A 24809-nucleotide genomic window follows, 5' to 3' on the forward strand; every position below is an offset into this window, starting at 1 on the left:
GCCACCGCCACCGCCACCACCGCCACCCCAGCCCACTGAAACGAATTCAGCGGCTCGGCAGTCAGGGGGCGTTCACTCAGAGTCGGTAGAAACCGCTTCTGTTATCCCCTCTGGCGCGCGTGCTTTGGTGATCGGCCAGCTTGAAGATGGGTTCGAGAAAGGGTTCGGGCTCAAGCCGGCCAGCGATCGTGGGCCGCGCGTTGAGCCAGAAGACCCTTCTATAACAATACTGGCGAAAGCCAAGGCCGCGCTCAAGCGCACTTCGACAAGTAATGGTACTGCGCAAGTAGATACGGGGTGGTCAAGAAATTCGGCTGATACCTCGTTAGACTTCGGGCACGGGAATAGCTCCGCCTCTTCGAGCCTCTCCGCTCTTACGACCACCCCGGAATTCAGCACGAGTAATCTGATCGAGCCGTCGCCGGATCAGGGCGACGGCTATACACCATTGGATTTAACGAATCTCCCCGTCGATAAGCTAGCCAACAAGGACTACTGGAATTCGAGGCGGAAGGAGGCGAGCGCATCGGCGGCGACGCCTGCGTCGCACGCTCTACCTGCAGATGCAGAGACAGGTCAAATCACGACTGTGCAACATTCATCGGATGAGGTCACTGCCGGGCGGTCAGCGAGTCCGGTTATTAGGGATGTCGAGGACATATCTCAACATGAGGACGCCAGTGTTGTAACGACACTCGAACAGCGGTTGTCTTGGCAGGTGTGGAATAAGCTGCCAACAGTCGGCGTAACAGAATCGGAAAAAACCGACTCTAATATCGACGAAGATCCTCCTGAGGCGCCCCCAGCGATAACCCCAACGACGTGGTTGAATTCTCCGTCAAGAAAAATTAAGCAATTTGAGGAGCAGGCAGGCGGTGGAAGGCGCGTACTTGCAGTAAATACACCGCTTGCGCAACAACTCAACAATTTGGGGGACCGCGGTACTACCTCGCGTTTAGTGCTTCCTGGTGGCCAGACGGATTCTTCCAGCGCGGCTACAAATTATGATGTGCTAACGGACATTCTGAAGGCTCAAGATAAGCTCAAGCCCTCCAATACAGGTTATAGCCGTGCGCGGGAAGCTCTGGTGCAGTCAATTGCTTCGGCTGATACCGCGTCCAATGTCGGGCGCGACAATATGGCCGCCCTTGCGGATCGCTCCTCTAGCGCGACCACCGCGGCCATCGGTACTGGCGCCGATGTTGTGGACAAGGATCAAGCGCAGAATCGTGTGCACTCGAGCCCTGTGTTCAAACTGCCATCAATGAGGAAGTCCAAAATAGTACCGGCGAAAGTATATCCCAAGGTTAATACTGACAACACGTTTGCCGGTTCGGTGTCCTCTGGCTCCGCCACGAGGGGCCGGGCTTTCCTGGTATGAGGGAGGCTAACCTGGGCCAACTTGAGCATGACAAAATCGTCAGCGAGATCATTTGCCGCACCCTGTTGGTGGATATAGCGGCGCTGCAACCCAGCCATCACCTGGTCGAAGACCTCGGTGCCGATTCATTAAACCTGCTGGAGATCGTACTGGATATCAACGAAGCGTTTGCCATTGAACTGCCCCCCGAAGGCGTCGCCAAAGTGCGCCGGGTAGAGGACTTGTTCAGATTGGTCCTACAGACTTTTAACGTTTCCGGAGTTTGATAGTTAACTAGTTGCGCGCCCTTTGGCGGGGCGCGTCGTTTAATTGATGTCCTGATTTGTCTTGTTGTATGCCGCTTTAACTTGTAGGAAGAGTACTAAAAGTCCGTAGTCCATGCATCATGCCGACCCTCCCTTGATATAGTTCGCCGCTCATGCAGGGCAATGCCCCCTGACGTTATGTTTTAACGCTCGAACAGGCGTGGTTAATTTACCTTGGAGGGAGTCAACGTGAGCTCGGGAAGTGCTGCGGTTCTATCGTCAACAAACTCGTTTATCTTCGGTTCCTGGGAGTTGTGCAGCGACGGTTTGCTCTTGCACAAGGGCAATCAACTGCATCTGCCGCCCAAGGAGTTGCACGTACTGCGTTTATTGTTGAGTTCGGCGGGCTCCCTGGTGTCCAAGGAATTGTTGTTGTCCCGGGTCTGGCCCAATTGCGATATCGCCGAAGAATCCCTGACGCGCTGTATTTATACATTGCGCAAGGTGTTTGGGCGCGATAATGGCTATATCAAGACCCTGTATGGCAAAGGTTATCGTTTTGTCGGCGAGGTGACCGAGCGCCGCGGTACGTCGGCGGGCGCGGCGTCGATGGTGCCATCGTTGCTGGTGTTGCCGGTGGCTGGGCACGGCGACGGTTGCATGTTTAACGTGCACCGCGAAGTCGTGCGGCAACTGGCGACGGCTTTTGGTGAAAGCCTGTGCGTGTTTTCGGCCGGTGTCACGGCCGGTGTCGAGGAGGGCGGCTACCTGGCACTGGTCGAGCGCCTGCAGGCCGATTACTACCTGAGCTTTCGTTGCGTCGAGCGCGACCTGGCCTGGACCGGTTCCGTCGAATTGGTGCGTGGGGCCGATCACGTGGTGTTGCACAGTGAGGTGCTGGTCGAGGTCACCCACCTGGACCAGGCGATGCAGCAAGTGGTGTTGCTGATCGCCGATCGCCTGCCGGGCTTGCGTGCGCAGGTGCCGCCCTGCAGTTCCTATCCGCTGGCGCTGGCCTATGGCAATGGGTTGCTCGGGTTGCAAGCCTATACGCCCGAGGGGGTGGGCGAGGCGTTGGTCGAATTTATGCGCTGCGTGCAAATGGACTCCGGTTACGCGCCCTTGTGGTGTGGCCTGGCGGATACTTACCTGGCCATGGCCAATCTGGGGCTCAAGGACCATCATTGGGCGTTAGCCCAGGCGTATAAGGCCTTGACCAGGGCGCTCACGCTGGAGCCGGAAAATACCCAGGCCTCGGCCCGGCTGGCGTTGCTGACCAGCCTGCAGGGGGTGCCGCATGCGGCCGAAGCGTTGTTTCGGCCGGTGCTGTTGGGCGCTGACCGGGCCGGGGCGCAGTATCACTACGCCTGGCATCTGTGGTGCTGCGGGCGATTCGGCCAGGCATTGGACGCGATTGAACAGTCCCTGGAGCACGATTGCTCCTCGGTGGCCGCATGGTTATTGCGCGCGCGAATCGAGCTGGAGATCGATGCGCTGCATGCGCTTGATGTGATTCGGCAGGCGATCAGCGTGCTGGGCCAGCGGCATCCGGTGATCAATGCCATGCACGCGCTGATTCTCGACGTCGGTGGTGATCCGCTGACGGCGCAGGCGGTGCTGGAGCGTGGCGGGTTGCTCGGGGGGCAGGCGGGCGAGATCGAGTTGGTGGTGTGTTATGTGCAGGCCGCCTTCGACAAGGGCGCCGCGCGCGAACGTTATCAGCGCTGGTGCGTGGCCTCGGAGCATCCGCCCTTGTGTCCGGCGCAACTGCCGGTGCTGCGCCGGCTCGACGGTGATCGTGTGGTCGCGCAACTGTGGCGTGAGCTGGAGGGTAAATCCTGCCCCTGGTGGCGGGCCCGGCTGGGCGATCCGCGCCTGCAAGGGCTGGCACAACCGGCTGACCAGCGATTGCTGGCATGAGGCGCCAGGCCGTGGTTGCCGGGCTGGCGAGCCTGCTGTGGGTGGGCGGGGTACTGGCCGACTGTTGGCAGGAGGCTGCCCGACGGCATGACCTCGAACCGCAATTGCTGATGGCCATTGCCCAGGTGGAGTCCGGCTTCAAGGTCGACGCCATCAATCTCAACCGCAACGGTTCGCGGGATATCGGGCTGATGCAAATCAATAGCCAGCACCTGCCGCGCCTGTCCCGGCGCGGTATCACCGAGACGTTGCTGCTGTCCGATCCCTGTGTCGCGGTCGAGGCGGGGGCCTTGATCCTGGGCGAATTCGTCGCCCGCCATGGGTATAACTGGACGGCGGTCGGGGCCTACAACGCGGGCAGTTCGCCCGAGCGCGAAGCCTTGCGCCTGCGCTATGCGCGCAAGGTCTGGACGCATTATCACGCCTGGCATGCGCATCGCGGGTCCGCCCGCCGAATGTGATCGGATGGCCCTGGCGATGTGCAGAGTCTGATCAGGATTGGCATTAACAGGCTGTTTATCCTGTCGTTCAAATCAAGGCGCGTGGCGCTTTTCATGATGATTGGCACGATGGTGGACAGCATGCAGGACTCCCCTGCAATTCAATGTGTATTGCGCGTATTCAACGGCCCGTTGCAGGGGTGTGAATTTAACCTGGCGCAGCACGGCAACTTTTTCCTGGTGGGCCCCGAGGCACGCTTCTGTGCCGTTGAGCACGTGCCGAGCGTGCCCGAGGACGCTGTTTATATTCCACTGGAAACGGGCGGTTGCAACTTTGAAGTGTTGCTTGATGACAATGCCCGCAGCGGCTGCCGGCTGCGGGTGCTCGGCCCGCTAGGGGTTGAAGACCGTAGCCTGGCATTCCAGACGCTGGAAAACATCGAGGGCCTGCAGATTGCCGTGCGCCCGGCGGACGAGCCATGGCTGGACGCGCTGCTGCTGCCGGTCATGCCCGCGCCGCGCGTGCCGGACCTGGTGCAGGTGCCGGGCAGTCGTACGCAGCAATTGGGCGTTGCGCTGGCATTGTTGCTGGCGCTGGGGGGCGCGGTGTTCGCCTGGCAGGTGTCCAGGCCCGGCCCGGTGTCGAACGTTGAAGCGCTGATCCGTGGCGCCGACGCCGAGATGACCGTGCTCTACGGCCGGGATCGGGCGGTGTACGTCTTCGCCGCCACCGAACGTCAGGCCAGTTGGGGCCGCCAGGTGCTGGTGCGCAACGGCTATTCGGCCAGCCAGCTGCTGACCACTTACGGCGAGCGCGCCCGGCTGGAGGCCTTGTTGCTGGAGCAGGAGCCGCGCCTGGCGTTTCATCGCATCGACCTTGCCGACCCGGCGCAGCCACGGCTGCTGGTCAGTGCGCAACGCAATGTGCTGACCCCGCAGGCTCAACTGCGGGTGCAGGGCCTGCTGCGCGAGGCCGCGCCTTACGCTCGTGAAATAGTGCTGGTCAGCAGTGACGACGGGGTGTTGGCGCGTCATGCCGAACAAGGGCTGCAACGCCTGGCGCTGCCGTTTACCCGCCAGGCCAATGGCGACAGCGTGACCTATCGCGTTGAAGGCAGCCTGGAAGATGTCGAGTTGCAGGCGCTGAACAGTTATGTCACCCGCTTCAATCAACAGTGGGGCGACCGCTATGTGAACTTTGCAATCGAATTGAAAGATGACTGGCTCAAGGGCAAGTCTTTTCAATATGGCCCACAGGGCTACATCAAGATGACACCGTCATCCTGGTATTTTCCAAAACCGCTTTAATCTTTAGAAGGTAGGTGATGTATGGGTAACCCCACAGCCAATCCACGTGCAAATGCAGTAAATTTTCATTCGGACTTTCTTGGCGCGCAGGCACAAGCCTTCGAAACAGGCGCTTCAGGGTTGAAGACCATGCTGGATGCCGCGCTGAAAGATTTGCACGATGATGCGTCTGACCCAATAAAGCTCGCCAAATATCAAGCCGCATTTTCTTCCTACAATATTTTCCGCAACGCGGCGACCAATACCATCAAGGGCTTCAAGGAAATCGATTCGGCGATCATTGCGGCCGCTCGCTAAACGTCATATCCGTTTTATCGTCGACAGGTCGGTGACTTGCCGGCGATTTTCATGAGAGTTGTTTATGTCAAATTACGCTATTGCCCCGACGGGACTCAGCTCGTTACAAATAGCTGAACTGTCGACTCCGGCTCCGAACGCCGTGGTGTCCCTGGAAAGTCGTCTGATTCAAGGTTTCGCTACCTCTGCGGTGGGCACCGAACAGGATTACGCAAAGATCAATGGCATGCTCGATCGCCCGGACATCACCAACCCGGAAGTGCTCAGCCAGTTGCAGATCATGATGGCGCAGTACAACATCGACGTTTCCCTGCTCAACGTCCTGGTGCGCAAAACCGTGAGCACGGCTGAAACCTTGTTGCGTTCGTCATGAGATCATTCGGTTGTGTGGTGTTGCTGTGCCTGGCGCTGGTGGGCTGTCGTCAACCGAGCCTGCTTGAAGGCCTGGACCAGCAGCAGGTCAATGAAGTGGTGTCGGTGCTGCAACGCAACAACATCAGCGCGGACAAGATCGACAATGGCAAGGTTGGTTATTCGGTGCAGATCGCCCAGGCCGATTTTGCCGCAGCGGTGGACCTGTTGACCCTGTATGCGCTGCCCTCCAAGCCGCGGGTCGAAGTTGCGCAGATGTTTCCGGCGGATTCACTGGTGGCTTCGCCCCGCGCCGAAAAAGCCCGCCTGTACAGCGCCCTGGAACAACGCCTGGAACAGTCCCTGGCGACCATCGGCGGTGTGGTCTCGGCGCGCCTGCACGTCAGCTACGACCTGGAGTCCGGTGAGAGCAAGCGCAAGGCGGCGCCGGTGCATTTATCGGCGCTGGTGACCCACGAGCCGGATATCGAACCGCAATTGCTGATCAGCGACATCAAGCGTTTTCTCAAGAACAGCTTCGCCGGCATCGACTATGAAGATATTTCCGTGGTGCTGTCGCGCCGTGCGCCGATCCAGCATGCCGCGCCTTCGCCGGAACCGCGCTCGCGCGACTTGACACCGCTCTATCTGTTGCTGGGCCTGGGCCTGGTGCTGGCGGCGGCATGGGCGCTGTGGCTGTATCAACGCAAACGTGCTGACGAGGCCGGCGATGTCGCAGGCCAGTGAAGCCCTCGAGTTGATTCTGCGCCAGCCTTTTGCCTACCTGCATCCGGAGCGTGGGGGGCTGCCTGCACGGTTCACCGCGCCCGCCGCCCGGGCGCTGCTGGATCAGGCCTTGTTGCTGGGTCTGGGGCTGAGTGCCGAGCCGGTGCCGCTGCCGGCGCATTCCTGGGCCCAGGCGTGGGTGCGGCATTGGCGGCGGCTGCCGGCGGTCGCCCGGCTGATGGGCGCCCAGTTGGGCTGGGCGCAACTGGCCATCGGCGCACGCCTGCGCGAACTCGACGAACCCACCCGCAGCTTTGCCCGCCTGTGCCTGGGCGAGCGTTGCGCCCGCCCGATCCGTGATGCCGACGGGGTGCTGGAAACGCTCGATGCCCTGGGCCTCAACGCCCTGCTGGCCTGGCAGGCGCACATCCCCCCGGCGCTGTTGCAGCGCCTGGCCCTGCAGTTTTCCCCCCGCGTCGTCGCATTGCAGCAGGCCATGCCCGCGCAAAAGCCGAATGCGTCACTTTTTGTCTTGGCGGTACAACATGCTCGACTCCATCAGAACCCTGATTGACCCCCCGGCGGCGGATGATCCGCTGATCGTCCGTGCCGACCGCCGCGCCGCCCGCGAGCGCCGGCTGTTGATGCAGCAGGCGCAGGAGCGGGCCAGAGACTGTGTGGCCGAAGCCGAGGCCGAGACCGACCTGATCCGCGCCCAGGCCTTCCAGGAAGGCTACTCGCAAGGCGTGCTGCAGGTGGCCGGCGACCTCAGCTAGCTGTTGTTGAGTTCGCGGGTGCTGGCAACCACCCTGCAGGCGCAGCTGCTGCAGGCGCAGCTGCTGCAGGCAGCGCGTGAGTTGCTGGGTGAGTGGTTGATGGACGAGCAATTGCTCGAGATGCTGGTGCAACGCTGGTCGACCCGGCATGGCGCGGGGCAGCCCGGCACGTTGCAAATCATCTTGCCGCGCCGTTGCAAGGCGTTGCTGGCCACCTTGCAGGGTACCTTGGCCGAGCAGGGTATCGAGGATGCCCGGATCAGTTTTCATGAGCGGGAGTGCTACCTGTTTCGCCAGGGCGACCAGGTCATCGAACTCGATATCGAAGCAACCCAACAGCGCCTGGCGCCGCGCCTGCTGGCCCGGCTCAAGCAGTTGCCGGACAGCGTGCGCAAACTCGACGACGCCTCGGTGCAATTATTCGTTGAATGGGCCGGCAACCTCGACACGCAAAGTGGCGCGGCCCCTGAAGTGGAAGCGGAGCTTGAATGACGGACATCAGTAACATCCTGTTGAACGCAGCGTTGCCTGGCGCCGGGCTGGTAGCCGACGCCGTGGTGCCGTTGGCGCAGCGCCTGGGTGCTCAGGAGCCTCGGGGCGTATCAGGCACTCAGAGCACGCAATCGAAGGCCCGCCCCAACCCCGAATTCGATGCGTTTTATAACGAGTTTATCGCCTGGGCAGCCGACGGGCCGGGCAAGAAGGCCATCGTTGACTACCTGAAGCAATACACCAATGGCGCTGGCGAAAAAATCTACCACACCACCAAGTATCAGCAGGATGTGCTGGCCAAACTTATGGAGCGCATGAAGGCCGAGGGGCTGGAAGGCGAAGATGTTTACAAGGAACTCAGGGAAGCATTTTCCTCGGTGTCGGCAGCGCACATGTTTTTCCAGGAGTTTTTGCAGGACGTGTTCAAGACGGAAGAGGACGAGGACAGCCGGGAGAATGTTGACTGGTAACTTCCTGCGCTGATTCGTCAAAGCGGCCTATTCAGTGAGCGTAAGGTGCAAGAATTTAACTGCGCATCAAAATACCATGATTTAAATTAAGCAAGGTGCCTATCTCCAATGAAAAGCTCTAGTCCTTCAAGTAATGCGAAAGTTAGCGCTGCATCGGACGCGCATGTAAAGACAAGGCACATCAATGCGCTTCGATATAATTTAAAAAAAGTAGTTAATGGTGCGGAAGGAAAATTCACTTCTGCGATTATCCAAGAAATTAAAGAGTTTGGTAAGCAAGCCGATAAATTTAAGTCATCGATTGCAGGCAATAAAGGTGCTTACAAGGGAGGCGGTGAAGTAAAAATTGCCACACTGAAGAACGTTCTTGACGGCGTAAAGCATTTGGCAAGACTGGAAAACAATTTTACAAGTCAGCCAGCATCTGAGGGTTCTATGTTCGATAAAGATTGGGGAGAATCCCCTCGGTTTCAATGAAGCTGCCAATGCCAGCGTCCTGGCTTTGATCCTTTAAGGCGAGTTGCCATGTATTGAACAATGGCGACCTGGTTGCTTACGATAGCGGTTTAGCGTTCAACACGACACGTTGTTGAATGATATTCCGCTATCGCGAGCAGGCTCGCTCCCACAGGGGGGGGTGGTGGGAGTGGCGTGGTACCTCGGCGCCGCGGCAGCCGACGAGGAAGTGGAAGTCACAGGCTTGGTCCGCGGGTCTAAGTGTTAGTGCTGCTCAAATACCTTTCGCAGATCTCGGACGGAGATTGATATCACCTCCTGGGCTTCATTTTTCTTCTCCTTATTCATAAGTAACGTCGAGAGTTTTACGAAATGGTCAGTTGTAGTCTGGTCGCGATTGTCTTGTTTTATGTCGTGTCCGACACCTAAGCCAATAGCGTACAAAGTAGAGTTGCAAATGTGATCGTTACTTGCAAGGTGTCGTATCAACTCGTGCCCGAGTTTGAATGAAGTTGCAGGGTCTGGTTTCATGTCGATCAATCTGCCTCTTGGTGATTGCTCGCCTGTAATACTCGTCGGGATTTTTGCGTCGGCATTTGCTCTTGAATTTTCACATACGATAACCGCGAGCCCGAGAGAGGTGATTCTATCGTTCTGGTTTGTGTGGCGATCTATGTTCGAAATATTTTTCAAATGTTGATTTTCGTGCACGGCTTTGGCTAGTAAAGGTTCGTTGACTATGACTTGAAAGTGCATAGGCGTGTTTTTGGTTTTGATAATGCGGGCTTTAGTCGGGTTTTTCAGAATGCGGTTACAGGTGCTCGGATTGATTGCGCAGGGGGGCGGCGAAATCGCTGGTTGGCGGGTTGCTGTCGTGTGTTCAATCATGGTGTTACCTTGTTTTATGGTATGAGTGATCCAAATAAGAATAGACGTAAAAAGACCGAAGTCTTTCAAAAAACACTCATGCCAGCATTGGACTCATACCTATTGATTCATCGGGCGGTCGCGAGAGTCGGGTGCAACTTTTCCCCCTTCGCTAAGGCGCTAAGCGAACGATGGCGACCTGGTTGCTCGCGATAGCGGTTTAACGTTCAACACGTTGTTGAATGATATTCCGCTATCGCGAGCAGGCTCGCTCCCACAGGGGGTGGGTGGGGTTAGTGGGAGTGGCGTGATACCTCGGCGCCGCGGCAGCCGACCAGGAAGTCGAAGTCACAGCCCTGGTCCGCCTGCAGTACGTGGTCTATGTGCAGCTGGCGATAGCCGCCGAGGATCATCTGCGGCGGCGGTTGCCGGTCTGCCATGCGCGCCGCGAGTTCGGGCGAACCTGCTGACCTCGAGCAGTTTGGCGAGCTGACGGCGTTGCTGGAACAGAAGGTCGGACGGATCCTGCTCAACGGCTACCCGACGGGTGTCGAGGTCTGCGATTCGATGGTGCATGGCGGGCCATACCCGGCGACTTCAGATGCCCGGGGTACTTCGGTCGGTACGCTGGCAATCGACCGCTTCCTGCGGCCGGTGTGCTTCCAGAACTACCCCGACAGCCTGCTGCCGGATGCGCTGAAAAATGCCAACCCATTGGGCATTCAACGCCTGGTGGATGGCCAGCCGAGTCGCGATGCCCTCTGACATTCCCCTGTAAGAGCTGCCGCAGGCTGCGATCTTTTGATCTTTTGATTTTGAATGTCTTGAAATTGCGACAAAGCAGATCAAAAGATCGCAGCCTGCGGCAGCTCCTACGGGGAGGGTGTGTGATATAGGGGTGGTGGGCAGGGATAATCCCGACCACCGCATTGAGCTATCATTGCGTCTTTCTTTTGAAGATTGACTGCCATGACCGATACCTTGCTCAACGCCCTCGAACACTGCGACATGCTTGAAATCGACGGGCTGCATGCCTTCGATTTCTCTCTCGATGACGACGATAACCTGCATATCGAATGCATGGACGGCCGTGCGCTCAAGCGGTGGGCGTTCAGCATGGCGCAAATCCAGGCGGCGACGTTTGACGCGGCCTTGAAGAGCTGGATCATCACCGGCGACTCCGGCGAGCACCGCCTGGTGCCGATGGAAGCCATCGGCGGTGACAACGAGGAGGACGACGAGCATGCGGATGCGTAATTTCTGGCCGTTGCTGATGGCTGGCAGTGTGGGCGCCATGGGTGTGCAGGCGGCACCCACGGCGGATTACCAGCTGCTGGTTGGCACTTACACCGCCGGCGCGAGTCAGGGCATCTACCGCCTGAACTTCGACAGCGCCACCGGCCAGATCGACGCGAAGCCGCTGCAGGTGGTCGAGAGTGAAAATCCTTCCTGGCTGACCTTGTCCCGGGACCAGCGTCACCTGTTCGTGGTCAACGAAAACGGCCCCGGTCAGAAAGACCCGGTCGGGCGCGTCAGCAGCTACTCGATCGATGCGAAAACCCAAGCCCTGAGCCTGATCAATCAGGTGCAGAGCCTGGGCAACGAGCCGACTCATTCAAGCCTCAGTGCAGACGCCAGCCACTTGTTCGTCAGCAATTATTCCGTGGTCGAAGACCCGGGCGGCACTCTGGCGGTGTTGCCGGTGGGCGCGGATGGCAAGCTGAAAACCGTGGTGCAGTTGAGCAGCCATGCCTCAAGCCGGGTCAACCCCGAGCGGCAGATGTCGGCGCACGTGCATTCGACCGTGTCCTCGCCAGACGGCAACTACGTCTTTTCCAACGACCTGGGCGCCGATAAGGTGTTTGTCTATCGCTTCGACCCCAAGGCCAATCCGGATTTGCCGCTGGTGGCAGCCACCCCTGCGTCCGTCCAGTTACCACCCGGTAGTGGGCCGCGGCATTTGCTGTTCAGCGGCAATGGCAAGCATGCCTGGCTGACCATGGAAATGAGTGCGCAAGTGGCCGTCTTTGACTATCAGGACGGCAAGCTTGCGCAGACGCAAATGGTCGAGCTGGCCGCCGGCCAGCCGGCATCGGACAAAGCCGCCGCTGCGCTGCATGCATCGGCGGATGGCAAGTTCCTGTATGTCAGCAACCGGGGTACCGCTAACGAGCTGCTGGTGTTCGCCATTGATCCTGCCACTGGCCAGCTCAAGGAGCTGCAGCGTCGCTCGGTGGAAGGCGACCACCCGCGCGAGTTTGCCCTCGACCCAAGCGGCAAGTTCCTGCTGATTGCCAATCAGAAGAGCAACCAGATTGTCGTGGTCGAACGCGATGCCCAGAGCGGTCTGCTGGGTAAAACCGTGCAGAAGCTGCCAATGGATGCCCCCAGCGACCTCAAGTTTCTGGTGCGTCAATAGGCCGCAGCCCCCGGTTGATGGGGCTTGCGCTGTTCTATCAATGAGGCTGATATCTGGAAGTGCTACAAAGCATTTCAGGGCAGTAACCCTCGGAGGTTAAGTTTGCTTCACGGCCCCACCGGGCAAGCAAGCCAACTGACTCCGAGGATTACCGCCATGAACTTCAATCTCTTCTCCGTAATCGCCGCATCCGCCATTTCCGCTACCGTTGTGTTGCCCACCAGCGCCAGCGTGGAAATCAGCAACAAAAAATCCCACACCCAGAGCTACACCCAGAAATACCTGCAGCAGAGTGCCAACTTCTATGCTGCCCTGGATCACAAAACCCAAGCCTGAAATCCACGAATTTCTTCGCACTCCCCCCGTAGGAGCTGCCGAAGGCTGCGATCTTTTGATCTTGCTTTTTAAAGATCAAAGTCAAAAGATCGCAGCCTTCGGCAGCTCCTACGCGCGCGCGTGTGTGTGTACGCGCGTGTGATCATTGGTTTGTTTAAACGTCGCGATAGACGGGTTTAATGATCAAGCAAGCTGATGATCACTATGGAAAACCCTGAGTGGTTGGCCCGGGTTTTTTGATTGATCCTGTGGGCTCTGAAACATGCCCACGGGAGAACACCATGGCCAGCGCAATCCTCACCTCCGCCAAACACGGCGCCTACCTGGCCATCGGTCTCTACGTGGTCCTGGTGTCGTTCGTCAGTATCTCGGCGCACATGCAGCATGATTTTGAAGCACCGATTCAGGTCGCTTATCCCGCCATCCAGTTTGAACACCGCGTGCAGAACGCCGTGGTTGATCACCCAGACGTGGCGGGAGTGGCAGGCTCATGAAAGGCAGCAAACTCGGGGTGGTGGCTTTTTTGGCGTTCATGACCAATGGCACGTCACTGGCAGGCGTCGGGCAAGGCTCGGCTGGCGCTGTAGCACGGTCAATCGAAGCCAATCACAACATGGCTCACAATATTCAGACCGCCAAGTCCTTGGGGCTCATGGCTGGAAACCCTCCTGCCAAGCGCGCTGGTGATTTTTTCGGGCCGTTCCAGGTGGATTGCTCGGTGCTGCGGATGTGCGAAGTGTTGGCCTAACCCACCGAACCCGCGTACACGGGTACACGGGGGTTCATTTTTGCATGATCGAGGTGAACAACTCTGATTCGATGAAGCGCTGCAACCAGGCCTGCAACCGAACATACGGCGTCTGCGCAAACCACGCCCTGTCCACGTGCGCAAACTGCCGCACGAACGGCATCAATGCCACATCCGCCAGACACGGATGATCGGCCAGCAAGTAGTCATTACGCTGCAGCAGCTCATCCAGTTTGCTCAAGAATTTCTCACCCTCGGCCCGGTAGAACGCCATCGGCTGTTCGGGATAACGCTCGGCGTACTTGTAGTGATTGAGGTGCACCTTGAACACCTGGTCGTTCTCCTCGATCAACGCACGGGTCTGTGCCTGACCGGCAGGATCATCCTTGAGCGACCAGTCCGCTGGATCGTTCTGTTCCAGTGCCCAGCGCATGATCGCCAGACTCTCATCGATCACCGCGCCGTCGATGCTCAGCACCGGCACCGTGCCCTTGGGTGACAGTGCGAGCATCTGTGGTGGCTTGGCCTTCAGGCTGACCTCGACGATCTCCACGGCAACCGCCGAGTAGCGCAGGGCCATGCGTGCACGCATGGCGTATGGGCAGCGGCGGAAGGAGTAGAGCGTAGTCATTTGACCTCCAGGGTACTCAGGCCATTGCCCTGGCGGTGGACCTGGATCTGCACCGGAATCCGCTCATGCATTTCCTGTACGTGGGAAATCACCGCGACCTTGCGACCCTGGGCCTGCAGGCCGTCGAGGGCGTCCATGGCCAGTTGCAGGGATTCCGGATCGAGGCTGCCGAAGCCTTCGTCGATGAACAGCGATTCGATCTTCAGGGTGCTCGAGGCCATCGATGCCAGGCCCAGGGCCAGGGCCAATGACACCAGGAAGGTCTCGCCGCCGGACAGCGAATGCACGGACCGCAGCTCATCGCCCATCTCGGTGTCCATCACCAGCAGACCGAGCATGCTGCCACCGCGCTTCAAGCGATAGCGCCGCACCAGCTGGCGCAACTGCACGTTGGCGTGGTGCACCAGCAAGTCGAGGTTGTAAGCCTGGGCGATCTTGCGGAAGGTGTCGCCGGTGGCCGAGCCGATCAGCGCGCTGAGCCGCGCCCAGCGCTGGTATTCGGCATAGGCGTCGGCAATTCGTTGCGCCAGTGCCTGATTGGCGGTCTGCCGGCGTTGGTCCTCCGCCTGCTCGGCGCGCAACTCGGCGCAAAGGTGTTCGCTGGCGGCGAGCTGGCCCTGCAGCTCGGCGAGTGCGGTCGCCAGTTGCTCTGCGTCCAGATTGCCGTTGTGCTGCGCCTGATGACTGGCCAGGCGCTTGTCGCGCTCATGCAGCAGCACCTTGGCTTGCTCCAGGGCTTTTTCATTGAGCTGCAAGCGTTGACGTAATTGGCCGAGCTGCTGGTCGTCGACGCCAAGTAGCTGTTCAAGCCCCCCGTCATCCAGCTCCGGGTGCAAGGCGCGCCAGTCGACGATCTTCGCACTCAGCTCGCGCTCTTCGGCTTCCAGGGCGATCAGGTGCTCCTGCTGCGCCTTGAGCTCGGCGGCCAACTGCACCAGGCCCGTGCGCACCGATTGCAGCTCCTGGCTGACTGCCGCTTGGGCATTGCGCGCCTGCTCAACCGCCTGATCCAGTTGCTGCTGCCAGTGTTCGGCGCTGTCATGGGCACCCAACAACTGGGCAAGTTGCTGTTGGCAGGCCTGTTGCTGCTCGGCGAGGGCGTTGAACTGCTGCAGCGCCGCTTCCAGCTGCTGGACGCGCGTCAGTTGGCGATCCTGTTCCTTCTCCAGCGTCTGCTGGCGTTGTTGCTGCTCACTGAGTTCGTCGCGTTGCTGATCAAGCTGTTCCAGGCGCTGGGTGATCTGGCGGTCCAGCTGCATGAAGGTCGCGGCCGGCTCATTGCGCAAGGCGTCCAGCGTCTCGGCGGGGAGCAGGCTGCTGAAGGCGCTCAGTTCCTCATCCAGGCGCTGGCGATCATTGCCCAGCTCGCGTTGCTGATTGGCCAGGTGCTGGGTCGCCTGCTGGCTCGCGGTCTCGGCGTTGCGCAGCTGCTGTTGCAGGCGCGCGGCGTCCTGTTGCAGGGTGAGCAGGGCGGTTTGGCGCAGTTCGTCCTGGCTGATGCTCTGGTTTAACTGGCTGTTTTGCTGGGCCAGCCAGGCATCGCGCCGAGCGCCGTCCTGGTTGAACAGTTGGGCCGACAGTGGGTGCGCTTGGAGGCTCGGCGCCAGGCTGCCTTGTTGCGCGACCAGTTGCTCCTGCTGTTGCAGCAACTCCTTTTGCTGGGCGATGACGCCGCCGACCTCGGTGCGCAGGTCCGTGAGTTTTTCCTTGAGCGCATCCACCACTTGCTGGGCGTTGGCCTGTTCACTCTCATCGTGGCGGCCCAGGCTTTGCAACAACGCCTCGGGCTGATGATAAGGATGGTCGGGGCTGCCGCAGACCGGGCAGGGCTGATCGGCCTGCAATTGCTCGCGCAGCTCTTCGACACTGGCGCTGCGGGCCAGGCGCTGGCGCTCGAGCAGTTCACGGGTGACGGTCAGGGTCTGTTCGGCGACAGCCAGTTCGTTCCTGGTCTTGACCCCGTCCTGGGTCAGCCGCTCGCGTTCCTGCTGGGCTGCGCCCTGGCGCTGCTGCAGTTCGGCGACACGTTGGTCGAGCGCCTGCTGGCTGGCCCACAGTCGCGTCAGTTCTTCGAATGCGCGCAGTTGCTTGCGGTTGTCCTGCAACAGATTGCCGAGCAACTGGATCTGTTCGGCCACCGCCTCCGGCTCGGCACCAGCCTCTTTGTAGAGCACTTCCAGATTGTGTTTTTGCCCGGCCCATTCCGCAGCGGCCTGGCTGGCTTGTTGCTCCAGGGACGCCAGCTCCGCCTGGCCCTTGTTCAGGCGATTACCGATCAGCATCAATTGCTGCAAGCGGTCGCGGTAGGCATTCCAGGCATCGCTCAGCGGGGCCAGGTGAGTGCTTTGCTCAAGCTCGGCGCCAATGCGCTGCAGGCGTTCGACCACTCGTTGCTGCTGATCGAGCAGCCCTTGAATGGTGTTTTGACCTTCGCTGCAGGCCTGTTCGGCCTGCTGCTTGCGTTCGGCGCTGAGGCCGGTGTCCTTGATCAGGCGGGCGAGGCTGCTTTGCGCTTCGAAGGCCTGGCGCAGCAGTGGCGCGCCCGATGTGTGCTGAGCCTGTGCCTCGCTCAGCGCTGCTTGTGCATTGCCCAGGCTCTGTTCGAGTTGTGCCTGGCGCGCCTGCAGATCCTGTTGTTGCCGGGTCTGCTGCTGAATCTGCGCAGCCAAGGGCGCAAGCCGGGCCTTGAGTTCGCTCTGGCGGGCGAACTGGTGCCTTTGTGGCGCCAATTGCTCCAGGCGAGTCAACTTCAGACGATCGCCGGCCAGGTGCTGCCAATCCTGTTGGGCGCTGGTCAATTGTTCGGTGGCGCCCCGTTGTTCGTCCTGCAATTGGCGCAGTTCCTTGAGCCAGGTGTGCTGCAACTCAAGCTGCTTGAGTTGCGCCTGCTGGTGCTTGAGTTGCTGCTGCGCCTGGTTGAAACGTTCATCGAGTTCGGCGCGAGCTTCGGGCGGCAACGGCGTTACGCCGGTGGCCTGGTCCTGCAACAGCTTGTGGGCCTCACGGGCGTCCCTGGTCTTGTCGAACGCGCGACGACCGAGGCGGGTGTACAAGGCGGTGTCGGTGAGTTTCTCCAGCAGTTCGCTGCGTTCGTTGTCGTTGGCCTTGAGGAAGGCGCTGAACTCGCTCTGGGCGAGCAGGACGGCGCGGGTGAACTGCTCGAAATTCAGGCCCAGAACGGCTTCAAGCTGCACCTTGAATTCGACCTTCTGACTGGCCAGCAATTGATCCTGGTCGAGGTCGCGCAGGCTCTGGCGACTGGCCTGCAGCTTGCCACCGGCTTTCTCCCGAGCGCGATTGGCTTCCCAGCGCGCGCGGTAGCGGCGGCCGTCGATGCCGACGAAGTCGACTTCGGCATAGCCTTCGCCCGTACCGCGACGCAGCAGGGTGCGTGGGTCGCCGGTACTGATTTCGCCGTCGGCGTCGGGGGCCTTGGCGGACACCTGGGCATTGCTCAGCCGTGGCACGGCGCCGAACAACGCCAGGCACAGGGCATCGAGCAACGTACTTTTGCCGGCACCGGTGGGCCCGGTGATGGCGAACAGACCCGCGCTGGCCAACGGCTCGGCGGTGAAGTCGATTTCAAATGGCCCGGCCAGGGAGGCGAGGTTTTTCAGGCGGATCGCGAGGATCTTCATGGCTGTTCGCTCTCGGTCTGAACGTCCTGCAATAACTCGGCGAAGTCTTTGAGCGTCTGCTCATCGACCTCACTCCCGTAGTTGTCCTGCCAGGCGCGGCTGAACAGTTCCTGCGGCGTGAGCTGGTCCAGCTCGATCAGTGCCATGGCGTCATCGGCACCGTCGCGCCCGCCATTGCCTGCGTACTCGGCGGCGATGCGTACCAGGCGCACGGCCTTGCCTTGCAGGGCGGTCTCGAGCTGGTGGCGCAAGTCCGGCTGCGGCTCGTCGAGGCGCACGCGCACCTCCAGCCAGGGCTGGCGCTGGACGTCGGCCAGCAGGTCGATGTTCGGCAAGTCGGCCAGTTGCAGAAGAATGTCCGCCAGGGGCGCGGGGCCGATGCGCTGCAGGTTGACCGCCCGGGGGATGAGCTTGGGTTCGACGCTGACCAGGGTCTCGCCATCCAGCGTGATGTCGAGGATCTGGTGCCGATAACCGATTTCGGAAAACGACAAGGGGATCGGCGAGCCGCTGTAGCGGATCCGTTCTTCGCCGTTGACCTTCTGCGGCTTGTGCAGATGACCCAGTGCCACGTAGCTGATGCTTGGGCCGAACAGGCTGGCCGGCAGCGCTTCGGCATTGCCGATGATCAGGCTGCGCTCGGAGTCTTCGGACACCGAGCCGCCCGCCATGTGGGCGTGGCTGATGGCGATCAGCGCCTGCCCGGGCTTGCGCTTGGCGTTGGCGGCGGCGATCAGCCATTCGTGCACCTGGCCGATCCCGCGCAGGTAGTTGTCGCCCAACTGCGCGCCGGTGACTTCCGCCGGGCGCAGGAACGGCAGCGCCAGGCACCAGCCTACGACCTTGCCTTTGGCATTGGGCAGCGGCAGCAGCAGGCGTTCGGCGTCGAGCTGCCCGTCGTCGAGCCACAGCACCCGACCCAGGGCATGCGTGCGCAAGCGGCGCATCAAGGGGGCGGGCAGTTCGATACGTGAACCGGAATCGTGGTTGCCGGCGATCATCACAATGGTCAGCTTGGGTTGCTGCTCATGGGCGCTGACGATGAAGTCGTAGAGGCGTTCCTGGGCTTTGACCGGCGGGTTGACGGTGTCGAACACGTCGCCGGCGATCAGCAGCACATCAGGCTGGTCGAGTTTCAGTTGGCGCAGCAGCCAGTCCAGAAAGCAGCCATGTTCGAAATCGCGTTCCTGCCCGTGCAGGTTTTGCCCAAGGTGCCAGTCGGAGGTGTGAAACAGACGCAAGGCAAACTCCGTTGGAGATAAGGTGATGGCCGCGTGAACAATGAAAGCGGCGAAAGGGGGAGAGTTTACTGGCAAAAAGTCAGGAATGCCGTAAGGCAGAAAAGATCGCAGCCTGCGGCAGCTCCTACGGGTGTACGCCGTCCCTTTGCAGGAGCTGCCGCAGGCTGCGATCTTTTGATCTTATTTGGGATACAACGGCGGCAGGCCACTGTCGCCCACCGGGTCCTGGACCCGCTCGGCAATCGGGATCGCCTTGATCGCCCGCCACAGGTCATCACCTTGCCAATACTGGCCGGTCTCGCTGTACAGGGCGCCGTTGAGGCCGTCCAGGGCATCGGACAGCGGGACGAAGCGTGCGGCCATGTCGGCCAGGGTTTCCGGTTGTTGTCGAGCCCAGGCATCCAGGGCCTGGCGGGTGGCGTGGGAATCGTTGGCCTGGCAGGCGCGCTTGAGCTCGTCGAGCACGGTGCGTGGGCTCGGGCCTGTCTGCGCAGCACGCAGGATCGCCGGTTGCCAGCGGGCACGCCACCACAGGCCGAACCCCAGTAATGTGGTGCAGGCCAGAAGCAACGTGCTGAGTTTCCACCACCACAGGCTTTCGCTGTCGGCGCTGCTCATGGCTTGCGGGGTGCTCGCGGGGGTGTCGACCACCAGGCTGGGGTTGTTGGCCACCTGCAGGGTTTGTGCGGCCAGGCTGGTGTGCTCCAGGTGATCTTCGAAGGTGTTCCACCAGACCACTTCAACGGCCGGCAATTCGATCGCACCGCTGCGGGTCGGTACCAGGGCCTCGCGTTCCTCGCGGCTGCCCACCAGGCCGCGCTCACCGTTGTGGTTGGCCAGTACCGGTTGATCGGGATAGCGGCGCAGCCCATTGATCTCGGTGGCCGGTAGCGGTGGCAGCTGCGAACTGGCCAGGCCCTCGGCCTTCAGGGTCAGGCTGCGGGTCAGTGAATCGCCCACTTGAGCCTGGTCCGCAGGTGGGTTCCAGCTCTCGCTCAGGCTGATGCTGCGCGCCGGCAGCCAGGGTACGTCGGCGGGCCAGGTGGCGGGCTTGGCCTTGACGTCGAGCAGAATGGCCGGGGAGCCAACGCGCATCAGTTTTCCGGATTTCGGTGCCTGGGCGTCGCCGTCCTGGGCCGGTTGTGTATCGACCAGGGTGGCGCTGAATACCTGCGCCGGAATGGTTAATTCGCCGCTGTGCTGGGGGTAGATGGCATAGCGCATCTCGATCACGCCGTGGCGCAGGTCGTTGATGACTTTCTCGTAGGTCCGCGACTCGCCCAATTGCTCGATGCGCGCATCGGGGATCTGCAAGGGCGTCAGGCTGCTGTCGTCGTACAGCGACACCGAGTGATAAATGCGCAAGGTCAGGATCGCCTGGGCCTGCACGTACACGCTGGTCTGATCCAGGCTGACTTCGAGGAAAACCGGCTGCAGCTTTTTCGCGCCGTCCTGGGTTTCGCCCTCGACCACTTGCACGGTAAGTGGCTCGCTGTGCGCATCGCCCAACTGCAACGAGGGAATGACCACGCTGCCGTTCTGCCGGGGCAGCAGGGTGACGATCCAGCGGGTGGTGGCCTGGTTGTCACCGTTGAGGGTATTGAGCTGGTTGACCTGGCGGGTACCGCGTACTTCGAAGAAGGGCTCCAGTGGCGCCAGGTCCGGTTTGCCGAATTGGGTCACATCGTCCGACTCCAGGGTCAGCTCCACGGTCTCGCCGGAGCTCAGGCGGCCGCGATCGACGCTGGCGACCAGGCCCGCCGCCTGGGCTTGAACGGTGCAGCACAGCAGTGCGAGTAAGGAGGCGGTGAAGCGGTTCATCGAGTGGTTCCCTGATCCTGATGTTGTTGCTGTTCGTACCAGAATTTGCGTCTGAGCAACTCTCCCGGGTCATCCGGGATCTTGCGCAGCCATTGCTCCAGGGCCTGGCGCTGCTCGCCGTCAATCGCCTCGGCGGCCGGGCGCAACGGCGGCGTGGTGTGCTGTTCATCGCCCAGCTCACTGCCGGGCACTTCATTGGCCCCGGGTTTTGGCGGGGTAGTCGGCTCATCTTCGCCGGGCTCCGGGCTGGCCTGCGGTGCATCGCTGGCGGACTCACCTTCGCTGGCCGGCTGGGTCGCGGCGCCAGGGGCCGGCTCGGGCTCGGAAGCCGGTGACGGGTCGTCGGGTTCCTGCTGCGCCTCGACCGACGGCGAGGTGCTCTTCTGCTTGAGCAGGTCTTCCACCAACGCCTTGTTGGTCAGCGCCGGACGCAAATCCGGCTGGCGTTCCAGTGCCTGGTCGTACGCGTCCAGTGCCGCTTCGAGTTCACCGCTGCGAGCCAGGGCATTGCCACGATTGTAGTGGGCATGCGCGTCGTCGCCCTGGGCAAACCGCTGGGCGGCGCCACTGTAGTCGCCAGCCTCATAGAGCGCGACACCTTGCCACTGTGGATCCTGGAAGTGCTGCGCTGCCTCGGCCGGGCGTTTCTGCTTGAGCAGGTGCAGCCCTTGCTGGTCCGGGCGCAACCACAGGTCTTCGAACTCGAAGGCATAACTTTTCTGCGGCATCAGCAACAGCAGCGGCAGGCAGAACAGCCAGCCCCGTCGACCGGCGCACGCCGCCAGCAACAGCAGCGGCAACAACAGCCAGTAACCCTGATCCGCCCAGGTGTCGAGGCGCAGGGTCTGGCCGTCGTTGCGCATTGCCCGCGGACCGTCAAACAGTCCCAGGGCACGCAGGTCGGTGTCCTCCAGGCGAGCGTGGCGGTAACGGCCGTCCATGGCGTTGGCGAACGCTTTGAGGCTGGGCTCGTCGAGGCGAGGCACCAGGATCGCGCCCTGGTCGTCCTTGAGGAAGCTGCCATCCTCCAGGGTGATCGGCGCGCCCTCGGCGGTGCCGATACCGAGCATCAGCAATTGCGTGGACTGGCCCCCCAGTGCCTGGCGAATGCCCTGACGCTCCTGTTCGGTGAGGGTGGCGCCAATCAGTAGGATGCGTCCGTCGCCAAGCGCCGCCTGCTTGAGCAGCGCAAGTGCCTTGACCACCGCCAGGTCAGCGCGATGGCCCGGTTGCGGCATCAGCGATGGCTTGAGGGCGTCCAGAAGATTGCGGCTGGTGGCCAGGTCGTCGGTCAGGGGCACCAGTGTATGGGCGCTGCCGGCATAGACAACGATCGCCGTTTGCGCATCGCTGCGATGCTGCAGCAGATCGAACAGCTTGCGCCGCGCTTGCTCCAGGCGGTTTGGCGGCACATCCGTGGCGAGCATTTCCGGGGTCAGCTCCAGCACCACCACCAGTGGGTCGGCAGGTTTCTGGCTGGTTTGCTCGACGCGCTCCCAACCCGGCCCAAGCAGGGCCACAAGCCCCAGCGTCCAGGCCAGGCCGAGGGCCACCCAAGGCAGCTTGCTATCGCGTCCACTGCCGCCACTGAGCAGCGCCGCATGGAAGGCCGGCGGCAAGATCATCTGCCAGCGACCCGCCCGTTTTTGCCGGTGCCACAGCTGCCACAGCAACCAGGCCAGCAGCGGCAATACCAGAAGCCAGGCGGGACGGAACCAGAAGGGCCAGAGCGCGCTCATCGGCGTCTCCGCAGGCGCAGGCGCTCAAGTCGTTTGCGCCAGCCGGGCAGTTGCGATTGCAAGAACAGTTCCTTGGTGAACAGGCGTTGCAGCAGGTTGTTTGGCCAGCGTTCGCGGGCCACCAGCAACATGCTCAACACCAGCGCGAGTGCCAGCGGCCAGTGGTAAAGCGATTGGGCCGGGCGCGCCTGGGTCGGCTGCTGAGTCACCGGCTCCAGCTGGTCGAGGGTGTCTTTGATCAACTCCAGCTCCTTGCCGTCGCGTGCGCGGAAGTAGCGGCCGCCGGTGACCTCGGCGATCGCCTTGAGCGATGGTTCGTCCAGGTCCAGGCTCGGGTTGACGCCGAGAAAACCTGCAGTGCCGCTTTCCTCGGGATCGGCGCCGATACCGATCGGGTAGATCTTTACGCCCTCATTGGCGGCCAGGCGCGCGGCCGTCAGCGGATCGATCTCGCCACCATTGTTGGCGCCGTCCGTGACCAGGATCAGCACGCGGCTGTTGGCCGGGCGCAATCGCAGGCGTTTCAGGGCCAGGCCAATGGCATCGCCAATAGCGGTGTTCTTGCCGGCGATGCCGATCCGAGCCTCGTCGAGCCATACCCGCACGGTGCGCCGGTCAAAGGTCAGCGGGGCTTGCAGGTAGGCCTGACTGCCGAACAGGATCAGGCCGACCCGATCGCCCTCGCGACCCTCGAGAAAATCCCCCAGCAAGTGCTGGACCAGATCCAACCGGCTGACGTTTTCGTCCTGCCAGCGCATGTCGGGGAAATCCATGGAGCCGGAGACGTCCACGGCCACCAGCAGGTCGCGACCACTGGCGGCGATTGGCAGCGGCTCGCCGAGCCATTGCGGGCGTGCAGCAGCTATCAGTAACAACAGCCACAGCAAAATGTACGGTGCCTGCTGGCGCCAGGCCGGGAGATTGGCGCGGGCACGACGTCGAGCCAGGCCTTCAAGGTCATTGAGAAAGCTGACTTTCAGTGCGGGCTCGCCACTGTCGGCCACCGGCAGCAGCACCCGCATCAACCAGGGCAGCGGCAGCAGGGCGAAGATCCACGGCCAGGCGAACTCAAACATGTTTGCGAATCCAGGTGTCGATGGCCTGGGTCAGGCCGGCGATGGCCTTGTCATCGAGTTTGCACTCGGGCTTGTAGGCGCCTTCGACCAGCACCATCCAGCGCGTCAGTCCGGCAGCCGGGCAGCGGTTATCGAGGAACGCCAACCATTTGCGCCCGTTGAGCGTGTGGCTCTGGCTGTAGGGGTAGTGGTTGCGGCACAGGCGTTTGAGCAGCCCGTTGAGTTGCTGCAACCAGGCGCCCGCCGGCGCGCCATCGTAGGGCTTGGGCATCATGGCCAGTTCCGCCAGGGCGGCGACACGCACCGGGTCCAGCGGTTGCTCGGCGCGCACGATCGGGCGCTTGTCGGGAATCAACCGACGCAGCTGCCACAGGCCGAAGCCGAGCAGTGGCAGTAGCAACAGCAGCAGCCACCAGCCGGGCGCGGGTGGCCAGAAACCGATCGGGGAGGGGGTGATCAGCGGTTGCAATTGCTCGAGGCTGCTCATCGACCTTTCCCCGGTTTTTGCGGGTTGAGGTACTCGCGCAGTTGCTCGACCATTTCACTTTGGGTGCTCAGGGGCATCAGCAGCACCCGCAACTTCTGCGCCAGCAGTTCCCAGCGGGCGACGCGCGCTTCAGCCTGGGCGCGATAGGCCTGGCGCAGCTCGAAATTGAGGGTGTCGAGCTCCAGTTGCGCGCCGCGTTCGGCGAAGCGCAACAGCCCCGCAGCGGGCAGGGCATGATCGAGTGGGTCGGACACCGGCAGCAGCAGCAGGTCGCAATGACGGGATAACAGGCTCAGCTGTTGCTCGGAGCCTTCCGTCAGGGCGCGCTCATCGCAGATCACGATCACCAGGCTGCCCGGACGTAGCACTTCCCGGGCGCGGCGCAGGGCCAGGTTGAGGGCGTCGCGATGGGTCTCGCCCTCGGTGTGCAGGGACTGGTTGACCCGCACCAGGCGGTTGAGCAGTTGCAGCAGGCTTTGCTTGCTACGGCGCGGCTTGATCTCGTAATGCTCATTGTCGCCGAACACCAGGCCGCCCACGCGGTCATTATGGCCCAACGCAGCCCAGCCGATCAGGCTCGCTGCCTGGGCAGCCAGCACCGACTTGAACATCAGCCCGGAGCCGAAAAACAGCCGGCGGCTCTGTTCGACCATGATAAAAATCGGCCGCTCGCGCTCTTCATGGAACAACTTGGTGTGGGGTTCCTGGGTGCGCGCGGTCACGCGCCAATCGATGGTGCGCACATCGTCCCCTGCCTGGTAGACCCGTACCTGATCGAAATCCACGCCCCGGCCGCGCAGCTTGGAGTGATGCAGGCCAATCAACGGGCTGCGCTGGCTCGGCGTGGAAAACAGCTGCACCTCGCGCACGCGATGGCGCATTTCGATCAATTCGGCGAGGCTGACACGAATACCCGGCTCGGGCAGCGGGAGGCTGTTCATCGG

At 61.5% G+C, this 24809-nt stretch carries 28 protein-coding genes and 1 pseudogene; 19 read left to right on the forward strand and 10 right to left on the reverse strand.

Annotated elements, in window-relative coordinates; translation table 11 throughout:
* The 13 genes from IMW75_RS07935 to IMW75_RS07995 form a co-directional block, all read left to right on the forward strand.
* On the forward strand, positions 1–1381 hold a 1381-nt coding region (locus tag IMW75_RS07935), incomplete at its 5' end, for a hypothetical protein (RefSeq protein WP_205892283.1).
* Positions 1378–1647 carry a phosphopantetheine-binding protein gene (locus tag IMW75_RS07940; protein ID WP_205892284.1) on the forward strand — a complete coding sequence of 90 codons (270 nt, stop codon included), beginning with the start codon at positions 1378–1380 and terminating at the stop codon, positions 1645–1647. The genes IMW75_RS07935 and IMW75_RS07940, both read left to right, overlap by 4 nt.
* 228 nt (positions 1648–1875) lie before the next feature.
* Positions 1876–3546: a winged helix-turn-helix domain-containing protein gene (locus IMW75_RS07945; RefSeq protein ID WP_336512415.1), complete on the forward strand. Its 1671-nt coding sequence runs from the start codon at positions 1876–1878 to the stop codon at positions 3544–3546.
* Positions 3543–4007, forward strand: coding sequence for a transglycosylase SLT domain-containing protein (locus IMW75_RS07950; protein WP_205892285.1), 465 nt, complete (start codon positions 3543–3545; stop codon positions 4005–4007). Before IMW75_RS07945 ends, IMW75_RS07950 begins: the two co-directional genes overlap by 4 nt.
* A 93-nt stretch (positions 4008–4100) precedes the next feature.
* Positions 4101–5294: a PrgH/EprH family type III secretion apparatus protein gene (locus IMW75_RS07955; protein ID WP_237142246.1), complete on the forward strand. Its 1194-nt coding sequence runs from the start codon at positions 4101–4103 to the stop codon at positions 5292–5294.
* A 21-nt stretch (positions 5295–5315) separates the two neighbouring features.
* Positions 5316–5591, forward strand: a complete 276-nt coding sequence (locus tag IMW75_RS07960; protein WP_205892286.1) for an EscF/YscF/HrpA family type III secretion system needle major subunit — start codon at positions 5316–5318, stop codon at positions 5589–5591.
* 64 nt (positions 5592–5655) lie between these two features.
* The gene (sctI, locus tag IMW75_RS07965) at positions 5656–5964 is read left to right on the forward strand and encodes a type III secretion system inner rod subunit SctI (protein ID WP_205892287.1); all 309 of its coding nucleotides are present in this window, start codon (positions 5656–5658) and stop codon (positions 5962–5964) included.
* Positions 5961–6689: an EscJ/YscJ/HrcJ family type III secretion inner membrane ring protein gene (locus IMW75_RS07970; protein ID WP_205892288.1), complete on the forward strand. Its 729-nt coding sequence runs from the start codon at positions 5961–5963 to the stop codon at positions 6687–6689. Before sctI ends, IMW75_RS07970 begins: the two co-directional genes overlap by 4 nt.
* Positions 6673–7242 carry a hypothetical protein gene (locus tag IMW75_RS07975; RefSeq protein ID WP_205892289.1) on the forward strand — a complete coding sequence of 190 codons (570 nt, stop codon included), beginning with the start codon at positions 6673–6675 and terminating at the stop codon, positions 7240–7242. The genes IMW75_RS07970 and IMW75_RS07975 overlap by 17 nt, the downstream gene beginning before the upstream one ends.
* The gene (locus IMW75_RS07980) at positions 7214–7444 is read left to right on the forward strand and encodes a hypothetical protein (protein ID WP_205892290.1); all 231 of its coding nucleotides are present in this window, start codon (positions 7214–7216) and stop codon (positions 7442–7444) included. The genes IMW75_RS07975 and IMW75_RS07980 overlap by 29 nt, the downstream gene beginning before the upstream one ends.
* An 18-nt stretch (positions 7445–7462) precedes the next feature.
* Positions 7463–7936 (forward strand): hypothetical protein, encoded by a 474-nt coding sequence (locus tag IMW75_RS07985; protein WP_205892291.1) that lies wholly within the window; start codon positions 7463–7465, stop codon positions 7934–7936.
* Positions 7933–8406 (forward strand): hypothetical protein, encoded by a 474-nt coding sequence (locus IMW75_RS07990; RefSeq protein ID WP_205892292.1) that lies wholly within the window; start codon positions 7933–7935, stop codon positions 8404–8406. The genes IMW75_RS07985 and IMW75_RS07990 overlap by 4 nt, the downstream gene beginning before the upstream one ends.
* Before the next feature lie 108 nt (positions 8407–8514).
* Positions 8515–8883 (forward strand): hypothetical protein, encoded by a 369-nt coding sequence (locus IMW75_RS07995; RefSeq protein WP_205892293.1) that lies wholly within the window; start codon positions 8515–8517, stop codon positions 8881–8883.
* Between the two features lie 243 nt (positions 8884–9126).
* Here IMW75_RS07995 and IMW75_RS08000 read toward each other — a convergent pair whose 3' ends face one another.
* Both IMW75_RS08000 and IMW75_RS08005 read right to left on the reverse strand, forming a co-directional pair.
* Complete coding sequence (locus IMW75_RS08000; protein ID WP_205892294.1) at positions 9127–9750, reverse strand: hypothetical protein; 624 nt, start codon at positions 9748–9750, stop codon at positions 9127–9129.
* Between the two features lie 272 nt (positions 9751–10022).
* Positions 10023–10169 (reverse strand): hypothetical protein, encoded by a 147-nt coding sequence (locus IMW75_RS08005; protein ID WP_205892374.1) that lies wholly within the window; start codon positions 10167–10169, stop codon positions 10023–10025.
* Positions 10170–10185: 16 nt separating this feature from the next.
* Between IMW75_RS08005 and IMW75_RS08010 the strand changes: the two are divergent.
* From IMW75_RS08010 to IMW75_RS08035, 6 genes and pseudogenes are all read left to right on the forward strand, one after another.
* Positions 10186–10494: pseudogene (locus IMW75_RS08010) on the forward strand (aldehyde dehydrogenase (NADP(+))); the annotation flags it as partial.
* A 195-nt stretch (positions 10495–10689) separates the two neighbouring features.
* A complete protein-coding gene (locus tag IMW75_RS08015; protein ID WP_045058649.1) occupies positions 10690–10986 on the forward strand; it encodes a DUF5629 family protein in 297 nt (98 codons plus the stop codon).
* Positions 10973–12148 carry a lactonase family protein gene (locus IMW75_RS08020; protein ID WP_205892295.1) on the forward strand — a complete coding sequence of 392 codons (1176 nt, stop codon included), beginning with the start codon at positions 10973–10975 and terminating at the stop codon, positions 12146–12148. The genes IMW75_RS08015 and IMW75_RS08020 overlap by 14 nt, the downstream gene beginning before the upstream one ends.
* 156 nt (positions 12149–12304) lie before the next feature.
* The gene (locus tag IMW75_RS08025) at positions 12305–12484 is read left to right on the forward strand and encodes a hypothetical protein (protein ID WP_045058647.1); all 180 of its coding nucleotides are present in this window, start codon (positions 12305–12307) and stop codon (positions 12482–12484) included.
* A gap of 281 nt (positions 12485–12765) precedes the next feature.
* Positions 12766–12978, forward strand: a complete 213-nt coding sequence (locus IMW75_RS08030; protein ID WP_045058646.1) for a hypothetical protein — start codon at positions 12766–12768, stop codon at positions 12976–12978.
* Positions 12975–13232 carry a hypothetical protein gene (locus IMW75_RS08035; protein WP_205892296.1) on the forward strand — a complete coding sequence of 86 codons (258 nt, stop codon included), beginning with the start codon at positions 12975–12977 and terminating at the stop codon, positions 13230–13232. The genes IMW75_RS08030 and IMW75_RS08035 overlap by 4 nt, the downstream gene beginning before the upstream one ends.
* A 34-nt stretch (positions 13233–13266) precedes the next feature.
* On the opposite strand, the gene IMW75_RS08040 is transcribed toward IMW75_RS08035, so the two are convergent.
* The 8 genes from IMW75_RS08040 to IMW75_RS08075 form a co-directional block, all read right to left on the reverse strand.
* Entirely contained in the window at positions 13267–13863 is a 597-nt protein-coding gene (locus IMW75_RS08040) for a glutathione S-transferase (protein WP_205892297.1), read from the reverse strand.
* A complete protein-coding gene (locus tag IMW75_RS08045; protein WP_205892298.1) occupies positions 13860–17501 on the reverse strand; it encodes an SbcC/MukB-like Walker B domain-containing protein in 3642 nt (1213 codons plus the stop codon). The genes IMW75_RS08040 and IMW75_RS08045 overlap by 4 nt, the downstream gene beginning before the upstream one ends.
* Positions 17498–18742 (reverse strand): exonuclease SbcCD subunit D C-terminal domain-containing protein, encoded by a 1245-nt coding sequence (locus IMW75_RS08050; protein WP_205892299.1) that lies wholly within the window; start codon positions 18740–18742, stop codon positions 17498–17500. Before IMW75_RS08050 ends, IMW75_RS08045 begins: the two co-directional genes overlap by 4 nt.
* A gap of 180 nt (positions 18743–18922) precedes the next feature.
* Positions 18923–20563 carry a BatD family protein gene (locus IMW75_RS08055; protein WP_205892300.1) on the reverse strand — a complete coding sequence of 547 codons (1641 nt, stop codon included), beginning with the start codon at positions 20561–20563 and terminating at the stop codon, positions 18923–18925.
* Entirely contained in the window at positions 20560–22302 is a 1743-nt protein-coding gene (locus IMW75_RS08060) for a tetratricopeptide repeat protein (RefSeq protein ID WP_205892301.1), read from the reverse strand. Before IMW75_RS08060 ends, IMW75_RS08055 begins: the two co-directional genes overlap by 4 nt.
* Entirely contained in the window at positions 22299–23378 is a 1080-nt protein-coding gene (locus IMW75_RS08065) for a vWA domain-containing protein (RefSeq protein ID WP_205892302.1), read from the reverse strand. Before IMW75_RS08065 ends, IMW75_RS08060 begins: the two co-directional genes overlap by 4 nt.
* The gene (locus IMW75_RS08070; protein ID WP_205892303.1) at positions 23371–23865 is read right to left on the reverse strand and encodes a DUF4381 domain-containing protein; all 495 of its coding nucleotides are present in this window, start codon (positions 23863–23865) and stop codon (positions 23371–23373) included. The genes IMW75_RS08065 and IMW75_RS08070 overlap by 8 nt, the downstream gene beginning before the upstream one ends.
* On the reverse strand, positions 23862–24806 hold the full coding sequence (locus IMW75_RS08075) for a DUF58 domain-containing protein (protein WP_122839724.1): 945 nt from the start codon (positions 24804–24806) through the stop codon (positions 23862–23864). Before IMW75_RS08075 ends, IMW75_RS08070 begins: the two co-directional genes overlap by 4 nt.
* Positions 24807–24809 lie beyond the last annotated feature (3 nt).

This window comes from Pseudomonas gregormendelii, from assembly GCF_017114825.1.
Taxonomy (GTDB): domain Bacteria; phylum Pseudomonadota; class Gammaproteobacteria; order Pseudomonadales; family Pseudomonadaceae; genus Aquipseudomonas; species Aquipseudomonas gregormendelii.

Bases quoted from the DNA above. Each gene is read 5' to 3' on its own strand.
- IMW75_RS08000 (WP_205892294.1), bottom strand. From the start codon at position 9,750: ATGATTGAACACACGACAGCAACCCGCCAACCAGCGATTTCGCCGCCC.
- IMW75_RS08055 (WP_205892300.1), bottom strand. From the start codon at position 20,563: ATGAACCGCTTCACCGCCTCCTTACTCGCACTGCTGTGCTGCACCGTT.
- IMW75_RS08035 (WP_205892296.1), top strand. From the start codon at position 12,975: ATGAAAGGCAGCAAACTCGGGGTGGTGGCTTTTTTGGCGTTCATGACC.
- IMW75_RS08025 (WP_045058647.1), top strand. From the start codon at position 12,305: ATGAACTTCAATCTCTTCTCCGTAATCGCCGCATCCGCCATTTCCGCT.
- IMW75_RS08045 (WP_205892298.1), bottom strand. From the start codon at position 17,501: ATGAAGATCCTCGCGATCCGCCTGAAAAACCTCGCCTCCCTGGCCGGG.
- sctI (WP_205892287.1), top strand. From the start codon at position 5,656: ATGTCAAATTACGCTATTGCCCCGACGGGACTCAGCTCGTTACAAATA.
- IMW75_RS08020 (WP_205892295.1), top strand. From the start codon at position 10,973: ATGCGGATGCGTAATTTCTGGCCGTTGCTGATGGCTGGCAGTGTGGGC.
- IMW75_RS07995 (WP_205892293.1), top strand. From the start codon at position 8,515: ATGAAAAGCTCTAGTCCTTCAAGTAATGCGAAAGTTAGCGCTGCATCG.
- IMW75_RS07960 (WP_205892286.1), top strand. From the start codon at position 5,316: ATGGGTAACCCCACAGCCAATCCACGTGCAAATGCAGTAAATTTTCAT.
- IMW75_RS08005 (WP_205892374.1), bottom strand. From the start codon at position 10,169: ATGGCAGACCGGCAACCGCCGCCGCAGATGATCCTCGGCGGCTATCGC.
- IMW75_RS08065 (WP_205892302.1), bottom strand. From the start codon at position 23,378: ATGTTTGAGTTCGCCTGGCCGTGGATCTTCGCCCTGCTGCCGCTGCCC.
- IMW75_RS07950 (WP_205892285.1), top strand. From the start codon at position 3,543: ATGAGGCGCCAGGCCGTGGTTGCCGGGCTGGCGAGCCTGCTGTGGGTG.
- IMW75_RS07990 (WP_205892292.1), top strand. From the start codon at position 7,933: ATGACGGACATCAGTAACATCCTGTTGAACGCAGCGTTGCCTGGCGCC.
- IMW75_RS07975 (WP_205892289.1), top strand. From the start codon at position 6,673: ATGTCGCAGGCCAGTGAAGCCCTCGAGTTGATTCTGCGCCAGCCTTTT.
- IMW75_RS08060 (WP_205892301.1), bottom strand. From the start codon at position 22,302: ATGAGCGCGCTCTGGCCCTTCTGGTTCCGTCCCGCCTGGCTTCTGGTA.
- IMW75_RS08070 (WP_205892303.1), bottom strand. From the start codon at position 23,865: ATGAGCAGCCTCGAGCAATTGCAACCGCTGATCACCCCCTCCCCGATC.
- IMW75_RS07980 (WP_205892290.1), top strand. From the start codon at position 7,214: ATGCTCGACTCCATCAGAACCCTGATTGACCCCCCGGCGGCGGATGAT.
- IMW75_RS08030 (WP_045058646.1), top strand. From the start codon at position 12,766: ATGGCCAGCGCAATCCTCACCTCCGCCAAACACGGCGCCTACCTGGCC.
- IMW75_RS07955 (WP_237142246.1), top strand. From the start codon at position 4,101: ATGATGATTGGCACGATGGTGGACAGCATGCAGGACTCCCCTGCAATT.
- IMW75_RS08040 (WP_205892297.1), bottom strand. From the start codon at position 13,863: ATGACTACGCTCTACTCCTTCCGCCGCTGCCCATACGCCATGCGTGCA.
- IMW75_RS07970 (WP_205892288.1), top strand. From the start codon at position 5,961: ATGAGATCATTCGGTTGTGTGGTGTTGCTGTGCCTGGCGCTGGTGGGC.
- IMW75_RS07940 (WP_205892284.1), top strand. From the start codon at position 1,378: ATGAGGGAGGCTAACCTGGGCCAACTTGAGCATGACAAAATCGTCAGC.
- IMW75_RS08075 (WP_122839724.1), bottom strand. From the start codon at position 24,806: ATGAACAGCCTCCCGCTGCCCGAGCCGGGTATTCGTGTCAGCCTCGCC.